The organism is Bartonella sp. AP3QHHD, assembly GCF_042195765.1.
Classification (GTDB): domain Bacteria; phylum Pseudomonadota; class Alphaproteobacteria; order Rhizobiales; family Rhizobiaceae; genus Bartonella.
This window is the reverse complement of the sequence record NZ_JBHIPC010000087.1, coordinates 71158-84045: the sequence shown is the minus strand read 5'-3', so window position 1 is coordinate 84045 and position 12888 is coordinate 71158. Positions and strand designations below refer to the sequence as shown.

The following is a 12888-nucleotide window of genomic DNA, read 5'->3' as shown; positions in this document are numbered from 1 at the left end:
ATTCATAGTTGAATGAAGTCTTTTTTATCCCATAAGATTTATATAAGTTTTAACGCTTTAAAACTCGTATGGTTATTTCGTGCAATAATAAGATGGTCATGGATAATAATTCCTAATGCATTTGCTGCATCTTTTAATCTATATGTCATTGTTATATCTGCATTAGAGGGGGTGGAATCGCCAGAAGGGTGATTGTGGACTAAGATAAGTCCTGATGCGGATAACTCTAAAGCTCGAGAAATAACTTCACGAGGATAAACAGGGGTATGATCAATGGTTCCAGTTTGTTGTACCTCATCAGCAAGTAAGCCGTTTTTCTTATCAAGAAACAAAATACGAAATTGTTCACGTGTTTCGTGAGCCATAACAGCTTTACAATACGCTAACACTTTATCCCATGATGAAAAAATATCGCGCTTAAACAATTGCGCACGAGCAAGACGTCCAGCAACATCTGAAATAATTTTTAAATCAACTGCAGTGGCGGGACCACATCCTGGAATTTCTTGAAGTCGGTGAATATCCGCTCCCAACACATCAGCTAATGAACCAAAACGTGCTATCAAATTTTTAGCTATGGGTTTTGTGTTTGCACGGGGTATTGTGCGAAAAAGCAATAATTCAAGATATTCATAATCTTCAATTGCATTTCCTTTTGACTTTAAATAGCGCTTCCGAAGACGTTCACGATGGCCTTGATAATGTTTATGAAGCTGTGCGTTTTTCTGAGGCTCTTCACTTTTTCTTTCTGATACTGGGGTGAGTGGAGAACTCGATGTTAATGCAAAGTGATTACTTTGAGTATCTTCCTTTTGATTTAATTTTTTAGCCATAACATCTCTACATTGCGTTAGGTATGCGAATTTGGAATATAAAAAATATTTTTAGGAGATTGTGTAAATATTTCATACCCTTCATTTGTAACACCAATTGTATGTTCATATTGTGCTGTCAGAGAGCGGTCACGGGTAACAGCAGTCCAACCGTCAGATAAAATCTTAACTTGTGGTTTACCAAGGTTAATCATAGGCTCAATTGTAAACATCATACCTTGTTTTAATTCAACTCCTTCTCCAGGGGTTCCATAATGGAGGATATTGGGAGCATCATGAAAAAGCTGGCCGATACCATGTCCGCAAAAATCTCTCACAATTGAACAGCGTTCAGATTCAGCATACTGTTGAATGGCTGCCCCAATATCACCTGTCGTTGCTCCAGGCTTAACGACAGCGATTCCTTGCATAAGACTTTCATAGGTTATTTTTAGCAAGCGTTCTGCTGCACGCCTAATTTTTCCAACAGGATACATTCGGCTTGAATCCCCATGCCAACCATCAAGGATAAAGGTTACATCAACATTTACAATATCACCTTCTTGCAAAGGTCTTTTATTGGGAATGCCATGGCAGACAACGTGATTGATAGATGTACAGCATGAATGGCTGTATCCATGATAATTTAGATCAGCAGGAAGTGCTCCTCGCTTAGCTCCAAAAATAAATACAAAATCATCTATTTCTTGCGTAGTAACGCCCGGCTTAATAATATCTGTAAGCGCATCAAGGCATTCTGCAGCAATACGACCAACTTCACGCATTTTAGCAAAAGCATAATCATCGAAAATGCGGATTTTTCCATTAAATTTTAAAGGGATTTTATTATATTCGATATACTCAGTCATTGTTTCTTCTATTTTCTATTTTTACTCTCTGAATCGGAAAAATGCCTTCTACACTTACATGACACTTTACAGCATAACATTCTACTCCTGATTTTAATGCTAAATCAAACTTACGTCCATAGAGTGGATCAAGATCATGACAAATTGTAAAAGCTGAGCAATCTTCTCGTTGAATAATATAAAGCATAGCAGCTCGTTTTCCTTGTTGTACAACTCCTACGAGCTCATCAAGGTGACGTGCACCACGTTTTGTTTCGCTATCAGGAAATTCTGCTAATCCTTTCTGACGAATAAAATGAACATTTTTGACTTCTAGGTAACAATCAGGAAGAATGTCATCACGTAAAAGAAAGTCAATTCGTGATTGTGTCCCATAGCGTTGTTCTTTTAAAATTGTTTTATATCCACTTAATTCTGGTAGTAATCCGTTTTGAATTGCTTCTAACGCAAGTTTATTGGGTAAAGAAGTATTAATGCCAACCAAAGTATTATCGGCTTCAATAATTTCTAATTGATAGGCATATTTTCGTTTGATGTTGTTATGATAAGAAAGCCAAATATTGGTGTTGAAAGCTGTTAATTCAAGCATTGATCCTGTATTAGGTACAGACACGGTGAGGACATGCTGATCATCTTGTTGAACATCCGCAAGAAAACGTTTATAACGACGGATAAGCTTTGCAGGAAAAAGTTTGGGAATAAAGTGCATATCCCTTTTTTAGGATTTATGATTTCATAATTCAACTGAGATTATGATTTACAGGGGCTGTTCCCTATTAAAAAAAGATAAAATTGATGTAAAAAACGCTACGATATCTTATATAAATTGTTATAAATTCCATCGTTCACTTTAATGGCTTTTAAAATTTATTATTAGGTTTAGAAACTATTATCTTTGAATGAAAAGATAGATTATCTATAATTTATTATTAAACAGCATTAGAGTATTGTGAAAAAGGTTTCGTAAAAACAGTGGAGAGGGAGATAGTTTAAGTGAAACTAGGTAAAATTGATGGCAGGAACGAATAGGAATCGTGAAAATTTAACAAATGGTCCCATTATTATTTTAGTTGAACCGCAGCTTCCTGAAAACATTGGTATGGTCGCAAGGGCAATGGCAAATTTTGGGCTTTCTAAGCTTCGATTAGTCAAACCTCGAGAAATGTTTCCAAATGAAAAAGCTAGAGCTGCTGCAAGTAAAGCTGATCATGTCATTAACAATGCTGTAATTTTTAACACATTGCGTGATTCAATTGCAGATTTACACTATGTTTTTGCCACAACAGCACGTGAAAGATGTGGATTTAAAACTGTAAAAAGTGCTGTCGAAGCAGCAAGCGTATTACGTCAGCGTGAAAGTATCGGACATAAGACCGGGATTGTCTTTGGAAGAGAGAGATGGGGACTAGAAAATGATGAAATCAGCCTTGTTGATGAAATTATTACTTTTCCAGTTAATCCTGCTTTTGCGTCACTTAATATTGCGCAAGCGGTTCTTTTAATGTCTTACGAATGGATGAAAACTGGTTTAGAGAATGTCAGCGATACGGCATTTCGTGCAGCAGAGATGGAACCTGCAAATAAAACAATATTCCATGGTTTTTTATCTCAGTTAGAAGAGGCTTTGAATATCCGTGGGTATTTTAGACCACCAGAACGTAAAGAAGTAATGCTTGCAAATTTGCGCTCTGTTTTTACGCGCGCTAACTTTAGTGAACCTGAGGTTCGTTTATTGCGAGGCATTATATCTTCTTTGGATCATTTTTCGCCACAATATCCACGGGGGAGTAGAGCACCGGAAGAGCGTGATCGTAAAAAAATTAAAAATAAGTGTGAAAACTAATGGATGAACGACCTGTTCTTTTTTTTGATAGCGGTATTGGTGGTTTAACAGTGTTCAGGGAAGCGCGTGTTCTTATCCCTGACATGCAATTTATCTATGTTGCTGATGATGCAGGATTTCCTTATGGAAATTGGAAAGAAAATATTTTGAAAGAGCGTATTTTGAAGATTTTTACAAATCTTTTAACACGTTACAATCCAGCTTTATGTGTGATTGCTTGCAACACTGTTTCTACACTGATGATAGCAGATTTACGACAGAATTTTCCTCATATCCCTTTTGTAGGAACGGTTCCTGCAATTAAATCAGCTGCTGAACAAACAAAATCTGGTTTTATTTCCGTATTAGCGACTCCTGGAACAGTTAAACGTGCTTATACAAATGAATTAATTAACTCTTTTGCTAGACAGTGTCATGTTCAGCTTGTAGGAAGTAAAAAGCTGGCTGGACTTGCTGAAGATTATTTACGGGAAAAATCTATCGATTCAGAAGAATTAAGAAAAGAAATCCTGCCATGTTTTGTGGAAAAAAATGGACAATATACGGATGTTATTGTTTTAGCCTGCACACATTATCCTTTTTTGATTAATTTCTTTCGTGAACATGCTTTATGGTCCGTTGAGTGGATTGATCCGGCGAAAGCGATCGCCAAACATATCAGATCTTTATTACCATTGTCGGGAAAGATACACCATCAATATATAAAGAAATATCAAGATTTTGCGTTGTTGACATCGAAAAATATCACTTCTTTAACGGAGAATTTGTTTAAAGGATTTGGCTTAAAACTCATGAAAGGAGTTGACTTTGGGTTACGAGACCAATAATGATGATCTAGCTATTTTTTCAAGAAAATAGCATTAATTGACGTGTCCCGTGGATAACTTTGCATATTGATATGTTAAGGTATTCTGTCAGTCTTTAGTATTTAAAGGCAGAGGAGGGCGCGTTTCCTTGGGGTCTTAAGATCTCGTGTTTTATTTTATAAGGAAATGCGATGAGTAAACGCGAAACAACAAAGTATAAAATTGACCGTCGTATGGGAGAAAATATTTGGGGGCGTCCAAAATCTCCTGTCAATCGTCGTGATTATGGTCCAGGTCAGCATGGACAGCGTCGTAAAGGAAAACTTTCTGACTATGGGGTTCAGTTGCGCGCTAAACAGAAATTGAAAGGGTTTTATGGAGATATTTCAGAAAAACAATTTCATAAAACCTATGAAGAGGCAGCTCGTCGACGGGGCGATACTGGCGAAAATCTTATCGGTCTGTTAGAATCACGTTTGGATGCTGTTGTTTATCGTGCAAAATTCGTACCTACGATTTTTGCTTCTCGCCAATTTATCAATCACGGTCATGTTAATGTCAATGGGCGGCGCACAAACATTCAATCTTATCGTTGTAAACCAGGTGATGTTATTGAGGTTCGGGAAAAATCGAAACAACTTGTTTTAGTGTTAGAATCAGTGCAATTGGCAGAACGTGATGTCCCTGATTATATTGAAGCAGATCATAAACAGATGAAAGCAACCTTTACACGTATTCCTGCTTTTGCAGATGTTCCTTATGCTGTGCAAATGGAACCTAATTTGGTTGTTGAATTTTATTCTCGATAATTTTTCTGTAAGAGAAATTATTTCTCTCTTCTATTATGATAACTTCAAAATATTGTGTTATTCTTACAATATTTGAAGTTAATAAGTTCTTTTTGTAAATGGTTCTATATTAAGTTTATTGCTATGTTTTTATAGTCATAAATTTGTATAGTTCCATTTCTTTTTTATGTATCTAATTTATAAATTCAAAAAACATAAATGTAAGCTTGCTTTAATATTTGTTTTTATCTTTGCAAAACGAGCCGTTTATTGTGCAGGATATGGTATTATGAATGATGTTTCAGTTGAATATCAGGCAATAGAAGAAAACAAAGGGAGAGATGATCCTTTAATAAGCGAAGCAGATAATTGTCATCCAATGTTTCGTGTTGCTCCTTCAAGCGTAGAATTTAATAAATTGCGCAAACGACTTTTACGTCATATGCGACAAGCTTTGGATGATTTTTCTATGCTCTCTACAGGGAAAAAATGGCTTGTTGCTTTATCGGGTGGAAAAGACTCTTATGGTTTATTAGCGCTTCTTTTAGACTTAAAGTGGCGAGGTCTTTTATCCGTTGAAATTCTTGCCTGTAATCTTGATCAAGGGCAACCAGGATTTCCTAAGCATATTCTTCCAGATTTTTTAAGTTCTTATAAAATTCCATATCGTATTGAATATCAGGATACTTATTCCATTGTTACAGATAAATTGGCAGAGTCGCAGACATATTGTTCACTTTGTTCTCGATTACGACGTGGTAATCTCTATCGTATTGCACGTGAAGAGGGATGTTCTGCATTAGTTTTAGGTCATCATCGTGATGATGTTTTAGAAACATTTTTTATGAATTTGTTTCATGGTGGTCGATTAGCTGCTATGCCTGGAAAACTTAAAAATGATGAAGGAGATCTTTTTGTGTTACGTCCTCTTGTTTATGCTGCTGAGGAAGATATGGAAAAATTTTCTCAAGAAATGCAATTTCCAATTATTCCTTGTAATCTTTGCGGTAGTCAAGATGGATTACAACGTAATGCAATGAAAGAAATGCTGAAAAATATAGAAAGACAAATGCCAGGACGTAAAGATACGATGATTCGCGCTTTAACAAATGTACGCCCAAGTCATTTGCTTGATAAGAAATTCTTTGATTTTAAAACGTGTTAATAAAAATTAGATATTAAAAAAATAAGTTCAAAGAATTTACGATAAGATACTTATTTATAATGATAATTTATTGTTTTTTAATTTAAATACCGTCAGATTGTTTTGTTTCAAATTCTCTTATATTGCATCTATAAAAAACATCTGCCTGCATATCACAAAGGAAATTCTTGTGTGCATAAAACACTCTTGAAAAAAGTTTCCTTTCACTAACCAATGACTGTCGTAATATGAAAAATGGGAAAATAGTACGGTTGTCGATTTGCTCTTTTGTTAATTAAAAATGGTGAACCTTGTGGATTTTATTCTTTTGCGCCGCTGTCACCGCCATTTAAAGCTCATTTAAGGCATTAAATTAAGAGAATATATAACTGCTTTGTATTTTGGGAGTGTATAGCAAACATTCAGAGCAAGGATTGCTCGTAAATTCTCATGAAGTGAGCTATATAAGTGATCAAGTTCGATTGTGAGTAGCTGATCTTTTTATAAACCGATGCTAATAGAAATCTTCATCATTGAGGACAGGGAAGGAGTTAAATTTTTAAACTGCTATACCATAAAGGTCATAGGCATCCGATTGTTCGATTTTAACGGTGACAAATTCACCAACACGCAGTGGGCGTCGTGATGATATATGGACAACACCATCTATTTCTGGAGCATCGTACTGACTACGTCCTTTGGCAACTTTTCCTTGACTTTCATCGATAAGCACTCGGAGTCTTTTTCCAATTTTTTTCTTTAAAAGATGTGTAGAAATTTGTTGTTGTCTTGCCATAAAACGATGCCAGCGGTTTTCTTTCACCTCTTCAGGAATATTTTCTAATCCCAAATCATTTGCGGCAGCTCCTTTTACTTCTTCATATTTAAAGCACCCCGCGCGTTCAATTTTTGCTTCTTCTAGCCATTCTAGAAGTATATTAAAATCTTCATTCGTTTCACCAGGAAAACCAACGATAAATGTTGATCGCAAAGTAAGATCTGGACATATTTTCCGCCATTTTTCAATTCTACGATTTGTTTTTTCCATAAGTGCGGGACGCTTCATGTGATGCAAAACAGTCGGTGATGCATGCTGAAAAGGTATATCCAGATAAGGAAGAATTTTTTTTGCAGCCATAAGTTCGATAACTTCATCAACATGGGGATAAGGATAAACGTAATGCATACGTACCCAAATACCCATATCGCCTAGTTCACGACAAAGATCAAAGAATTTCGTTTTGATTGTACGATCTTTCCAAGAATTTTCGAGATATTTAAGATCAATACCATAAGCACTCGTATCTTGTGAAATAACCAAAAGTTCTTTTACACCCGCTTGCACGAGTTTTTCAGCTTCACGAAGAACATCGCTGATGGGACGTGAAGTGAGATCACCACGCAAAGTAGGGATGATACAAAAACTACACCGATTAGAGCATCCTTCAGAAATCTTTAAGTAGGCGTAATGGCGAGGTGTTAAACGAATACCTTGGGGAGGAACTAAATCAAGAAAAGGATCATGAACAGGAGGAATTGCTGTATGAACAGCTTCTATAACGCTTTCATAAGCTTGCGGTTTTGTAATAGCCAATACATTAGGATATGTTTGGCGAATAGCATCAGGATCAGCACCAAGACACCCTGTTACAATAACTTTTCCATTTTTTTTAAGAGCTTCATCAATATTGGCTAATGATTCTCTCCTTGCCGAGTCAAGAAAACCACAGGTATTCACAATAACGACATCAGCTCCTTGATGTTGACGTGAAATATCATACCCTTCAGAGCGAAGGCGTGTAATAATTCGCTCAGAATCTACGAGTGCTTTTGGGCATCCGAGGGAGACAAAACTAATACGAGGTGCTACCATAATGATCCTACAATTACTATGAATGATTGAGTTACGCTTTTATTAACTTAAAAATAATGTTCTTTATTTTTATACCTATGCAATACAATCTGTTACAAAGTTATTTGATTTTTTTCTACAAAATTTTATATGTTTTTATGCATGCATACAATTTTGTCTTATTATATCGTAAAATTCCGTCATTGAGGATGATGATATAAGGCTGCTTCCTTCAAAGCATTTAAGTTCTTTTCAAAGTACGTGGTGAATATTTTAAAACTTACTTGTCAAGCCTTGCGTAAGAGAAGGACATGGAGGGGAAGGGGAAAGTGAAACCCGCTCGATAAGGATCTGGATTGTTTATAAACCTAATTGGGGGCATCCTTTGGCTGTGGAGAAGAAGTCAATTGCGTGTGGCACAATAAAAAAATGCTCAACAGTTTCTTACTGCGATATCTATCGCGTACTATAAGGTTTATTTTTTAATATTTTCGAATAAGACCGGTAAGTTTGCCTTGTATTTCTACACGCTCGGATTCGTATGTCCGTACTTCATAATGAGGATTTGCAGCTTCTAATGCAATAGAAGCTCCTTTGCGTCGATAACGTTTTAATGTGGCTTCTTTTTTATCAATAAACGCAACAATAATTTCACCTGTTATTGCTGTATTTTGACGTTTCACAATGATCGTATCTTTATCAAGGATACCAGCCTCCATCATAGAATCATCTTTAACTTCTAATGCGTAGTGCTCACCTGTATTAACCATATCGAGTGGAAGAGAAAGGCTGTTTATTTGTTGCAGTATAGCAGAGGCGGGTACGCTTGCAGAAATACGTCCCATAATAGGAATGGTGATATTTTTTTTTTCTTCTTCATCAAAGGGACTCAAACTTTTTGATATTTCTCTTTTCTTTCTTTCTATCATACTGGGAGAAATTTTACGTGCTAAAGAAAGGTTAAATGTTATTTTTTCAGGGAGTCGAATCACCTCCACAGCACGAGCACGATTGGGCAAGCGACGTATAAAACCTCGTTGTTCTAAGGCTATAATGAGCTTATGAATACCAGACTTTGAAGAAAGTTCTAATGCATTTTTCATTTCTTCAAAAGAAGGAGGAACACCAGTTTCTTTTATATGGTTATGAATAAACAAGAGTAGCTCATATTGTTTACATGTTAACATTCAATATTCCAATCAAAATAATAAAAATTAGTAAAGTAAAAATACATTTATATATAGCACTTTTACAATTTTTATCGCCAAATCAAAATTATTTTCTTTGTTTTTGATCTTATCAATTTAATAAATTAATATTTTTATTTATAGATATATTTAAATTGTTATTTATATACTGTATATATACATTAATATTAAATAATGTATAAATATACTTTATAGTTCTGACTGAATTATCCAATACTAAATTTTGTGACTAGTATTATCCTTTTCTTCTAAAAATATATCTACGTATTTTGTAAATTTTAATATAAAAAAGTTAACTAGAAGGCATTCTATATATTCAGAACACTTAAAATCATTTTGCATACTGCATATTATTTCTGCTTTTTTATTCTTAGTAAAATTATCTACAGCTCTAATAGTGAGCATAATTTATAGTCATTCGGGATATTTTCAATGAGACTAAATTTTGCTTCATATCTACTTTATTCTATAGGATAAATTGGCTTTCGTTATTATTCATTATACATGAACAAAAATCATACTCTCAAAGCCATTGTTGCTCATTGTTCCATTTTCAAGTCTAACGTGTCAACCGCTATATACTATTTTCATGACCCCTAATGTTGCGATAATTTTTGGTTATTAAAAGGAGGCATAAAAGGTATTTTCATTTCTTTTTTATAGTTTTATTCTCTCACTTATATCGGTCAAGAAAATGCTTTTTATTGTTTCAATATAAAAAAGATTTGAAATGAGAAAAACTTACATTATTTGAGACTTTTCACTCAAGTGAAAAATGATAAATTATTATAAATCAATATATTATCTTATAAAGCTGTATTCATATTTGAAAATTGAACACTAAGATATAAAAATTAAGATATAAAAATAATATTATAATAAAAGGTATTTTTTCTTCTCTACCCATTATGCTCAACAACCCATGTGAGGGGAAGGGGGTATTTCTCATAATTTTAACGCTTCAAATCTATGCAATATTTTGCAGTGAAATTTTTCCTTTATTGAAACTTCAAAAAGAAGATTAAAGAGTACTTATACAATGATGAAGTAAAGGGGCGAAAACGGAAAATTATTGATAACTGAAGAAAATAATAATATTTTTTTTCAAAAGGTGTTGACCAAATGGAAAGTCAACCGTATGTTCCCTTCACTTTCTGCAAACTAGATAGTATGCAAACTAGATAGCTTGTGTGAGAGCGCGTAGCTCAGCTGGTAGAGCAACTGACTTTTAATCAGTAGGTCCAGGGTTCGAATCCCTGCGCGCTCACCAAATTTAAGTAATATCAATAGGCTATAAAAAATTTAAGAATCTTTTTTTGATTCTTTTTGAAGTTTTTATTGATTCTATTTTTATCAGCTGTTTTGGAATAGAGCGATGTTATGCTGTCTCCTTTCCAACAAAAAAGAGCTTTAAGCTTATGGATAGGGTTGTACCTGCGTTGGCAGCACATGTGGTTTCTAATTTTCTCAATCCATAGGTGTTTTTTTTAATATCCACTGCATTACATGATTCGCAAAACAGTTGCTAAAATCACCACTTATTCACACTTATATTATGAAATGAATTTTCTATAAGATGTTGATTTGTTTAACTTTTAATCTTTTTAATATCTACTAGACTACATTTATTTCGTATGAAAACCATAAAAAGATTAACAATACGTTAATTCCTTGGTAAAAGGGGCCAATTCAAGAGTGGTATATACGCGAGGGGAATCATTTAAAAACGTAAATTCTTCCGTTGCGTACAGAAGCGTGACGTGGTTTTTACAGTAGTACTTAACAGAAATAAGTGGACTGAATAGATGCCTTCAAATAGAAAAAAGAAAATTACTTTTATGATTAAACCAACACTTCAATTGTTTTCTATGATTGTCATTTCTCAGTCACTGGTATCTTGTTGCGCAAGCCAAACTATGAATTTTTCAATAAAAGATTCCTATCATAATAAACCAATTAACGTAAACACTTCTGTACTACCTCAACAAGTATCCAATAAGAAGAATCAATCAGAAGAAAAAAAGCGTGGACGAGTGATTGTTGGTAAACCTTATCAAATAAAAGGAAAGTGGTATTATCCTCAAAGTGATCCAACTTATAAACGTGTTGGCGAAGCATCTTGGTATGGTTCAGATTTTCATGGACGTTTAACTGCCAATGGTGAAATTTATGACATGAATCTTTTGACTGCTGCTCATCCTACAATGCCTTTACCTAGCTATGCTCGTGTTACTAATTTAAAAAATGGATCTTCAATCGTTGTTAGAGTGAATGATCGCGGACCTTTTATGAAAGACAGAATCATTGATTTATCAAGGCAAGCTGCGACAATACTGGGGTATGTAGATAGGGGGGTCGCAGATGTTAAAGTAGAATATATTGCTGAAGCACCTGTTGGCTATTATGATGCTGCATATTTAATGTCCTCTTATACTCCTGGAAATGCTGCCCCATATTCATTAGCGTCGGAAAATGTTGCGAAAAAAAGAGAAACTGTTTTGTTAAAAGAGCAGCGCAATACAGGGAACAAAAAAGAATTAGCTAAAGCAGCTGCTGTTGAACAAGAACAACGTAATAAAACTGTTGCAGTTAAATTGCCAGAAATTGGTCCTATCATGGTTGATAAGCCGATACCATTCGATCAAGTTGCTTCTATAAATAAGCTAAACAAAAAAACAAAGGTTAATTGGCTACAACTATTTTAAGAAAAAATGCATTGATTTTTTATCTATATAATTTTTTAGTAAAAAAGGTAAGAAATTACGGATTTAGTGTAGGATTTTTATCTTAAAGCGCGTTGTCCTTTTCAAAAAGCGTGGTTGGGTTCTATCATTATAAGTTTAGTACGGACTTTCCACTCCATTGCTGGCCTATTCGTCGTTTTATGATATTGCTTGCTTAATAAAGCGTGTACTTTTCTTGCTGTAATAGCTTTTGCTGGACGAAGGTAGATTATTGTATAAGTCTGTTTTTGTAATCTCTAAAACAACTTGTACAATCGATTTGAGAGGAATAAAAAGCTTAACAAGTAAAAAAATATTTTCTTTTGATTCGTCCTTGTATCTTTCTAAAGTATCTACGGTAATATCTTATGAAAAGATTATGCATTATCTCATGCTTTTGTTTATCATGTTCTTTAATGGAGTAAGTTCCCTCACGAAAAACAGAGCGTCTCAAACAAAATACACTTACATTGCCAATTCATGGACTTATTTAAAAGAGACATACTTTAACACGCTACAAGCCTATTTTACGACAGCGCCTGTGAATGGTATAACTGTTAACGCCTTTAGATATCAGCATCTTTACACTTATGAAGATATAAATCGACACCATCATACACTTTGCAAGTCCCCAATGTTTTGTGCGATAATTCTTAACACTTGAGAGGTTGATAAGAAGTATTTTTACTCTCTTTTTTAATAATTTTTATCCATATACGAACCCTACTTATGACCCGTAAGTAAGCGATTTTTAATGAATTAAATATGAGAAGAGGGGATGAGAGAATCTTACAGTATCTTTGAGTTAGCTTCAATTTTAAAATGATAATTTATCATAACAAA

General features: G+C 34.4%; 9 protein-coding genes, 1 tRNA gene and 1 pseudogene. 6 read left to right on the top strand and 5 right to left on the bottom strand.

From position 1 onward, the window contains the following. Positions 1-38: 38 nt before the first annotated feature. The 3 genes from radC to sfsA are packed head-to-tail and all read right to left on the bottom strand — an operon-like array spanning position 39 to position 2390. Complete coding sequence (gene radC, locus ACFIL7_RS07045) at positions 39-833, bottom strand: DNA repair protein RadC (RefSeq protein WP_375613419.1); 795 nt, start codon at positions 831-833, stop codon at positions 39-41. A gap of 17 nt (positions 834-850) precedes the next feature. Then, positions 851-1681: a type I methionyl aminopeptidase gene (map, locus tag ACFIL7_RS07040; RefSeq protein WP_375634112.1), complete on the bottom strand. Its 831-nt coding sequence runs from the start codon at positions 1679-1681 to the stop codon at positions 851-853. Next, positions 1674-2390 carry a DNA/RNA nuclease SfsA gene (gene sfsA / locus ACFIL7_RS07035; RefSeq protein WP_375634651.1) on the bottom strand — a complete coding sequence of 239 codons (717 nt, stop codon included), beginning with the start codon at positions 2388-2390 and terminating at the stop codon, positions 1674-1676. The genes map and sfsA overlap by 8 nt, the downstream gene beginning before the upstream one ends. Positions 2391-2693: 303 nt before the next feature. Here sfsA and ACFIL7_RS07030 point away from each other — a divergent pair. The 4 genes and pseudogenes from ACFIL7_RS07030 (at position 2694) to ttcA (ending at position 6283) form a co-directional block, all read left to right on the top strand. Continuing rightward, a pseudogene (locus ACFIL7_RS07030) lies at positions 2694-3531 on the top strand (RNA methyltransferase). Beyond that, on the top strand, positions 3524-4351 hold the full coding sequence (gene murI, locus ACFIL7_RS07025; protein ID WP_375634652.1) for a glutamate racemase: 828 nt from the start codon (positions 3524-3526) through the stop codon (positions 4349-4351). The pseudogene ACFIL7_RS07030 and the gene murI overlap by 8 nt, the downstream one beginning before the upstream one ends. 170 nt (positions 4352-4521) lie before the next feature. Then, complete coding sequence (gene rpsD / locus ACFIL7_RS07020) at positions 4522-5139, top strand: 30S ribosomal protein S4 (protein WP_273722651.1); 618 nt, start codon at positions 4522-4524, stop codon at positions 5137-5139. A gap of 268 nt (positions 5140-5407) precedes the next feature. Then, positions 5408-6283 (top strand): tRNA 2-thiocytidine(32) synthetase TtcA, encoded by an 876-nt coding sequence (ttcA, locus tag ACFIL7_RS07015; protein ID WP_375634106.1) that lies wholly within the window; start codon positions 5408-5410, stop codon positions 6281-6283. 538 nt (positions 6284-6821) lie between these two features. Here the strand turns inward: ttcA and rimO are convergent. Next, a complete protein-coding gene (gene rimO / locus ACFIL7_RS07010) occupies positions 6822-8135 on the bottom strand; it encodes a 30S ribosomal protein S12 methylthiotransferase RimO (protein WP_375634653.1) in 1314 nt (437 codons plus the stop codon). A 461-nt stretch (positions 8136-8596) separates the two neighbouring features. Further along, the gene (gene lexA / locus ACFIL7_RS07005; protein ID WP_375634102.1) at positions 8597-9301 is read right to left on the bottom strand and encodes a transcriptional repressor LexA; all 705 of its coding nucleotides are present in this window, start codon (positions 9299-9301) and stop codon (positions 8597-8599) included. Positions 9302-10516: 1215 nt separating this feature from the next. On the opposite strand from lexA, the gene ACFIL7_RS07000 reads away from it, so the two are divergent. Both ACFIL7_RS07000 and ACFIL7_RS06995 read left to right on the top strand, forming a co-directional pair. Continuing rightward, a tRNA-Lys gene (locus ACFIL7_RS07000) sits at positions 10517-10592 on the top strand. Between the two features lie 535 nt (positions 10593-11127). Beyond that, positions 11128-12027 carry a septal ring lytic transglycosylase RlpA family protein gene (locus ACFIL7_RS06995; RefSeq protein WP_375634100.1) on the top strand — a complete coding sequence of 300 codons (900 nt, stop codon included), beginning with the start codon at positions 11128-11130 and terminating at the stop codon, positions 12025-12027. Positions 12028-12888: the final 861 nt, after the last annotated feature.